General features: G+C 48.5%; 1 protein-coding gene. It reads left to right on the top strand.

Annotation, left to right across the window (positions count from 1 at the left end; translation table 11 throughout):
• Positions 1–418 (top strand): class I fructose-bisphosphate aldolase (locus DX908_RS16955; RefSeq protein WP_147303840.1); only part of this gene is annotated, 418 nt, incomplete at its 5' end.
• Between the last annotated feature and the right edge of the window lie 52 nt (positions 419–470).

The raw sequence follows: 470 nt of genomic DNA, 5'->3' as shown, positions 1-470 counted from the left end.
GTTTGAAGGAATTCTTCTGAAACCAAGCATGGTTACTCCTGGAGCTGAAAGCAAAGACAGAGCAAGCCCTGAGACAGTTGCAAAGTACACTCTGTCTCTTCTCCAAAGAAGAATCCCTCCAGCTGTTCCTGGAATTATGTTTTTATCAGGTGGGCAATCTGAGGTAGAGGCTACATTGAACTTGAACGCCATGAACCAAGCACCAAACCCATGGCATGTGTCCTTCTCATATGCCAGAGCTCTGCAGAACACCTGCTTGAAGACATGGGGTGGCCGGCCAGAGAATGTGAAGGCAGCACAGGATGCTCTGATTCAACGAGCCAAATCGAACTCGCTCGCCCAGCTTGGAAAGTACACCGGTGAGGGTGAGTCTGACGAAGCCAAGGAGGGAATGTTTGTCAAGGGCTACACGTACTAAGCTTTTCTATAGATCAAGAAGATGAAGAAGAACATGCTGGTTGAACTGGGAG

The organism is Parvularcula marina (assembly GCF_003399445.1).
Classification (GTDB): Bacteria; Pseudomonadota; Alphaproteobacteria; order Caulobacterales; family Parvularculaceae; genus Parvularcula; species Parvularcula marina.
Note: the sequence above shows the minus strand (reverse complement) of the source record. Positions and strands in the feature narration are given on the sequence as shown.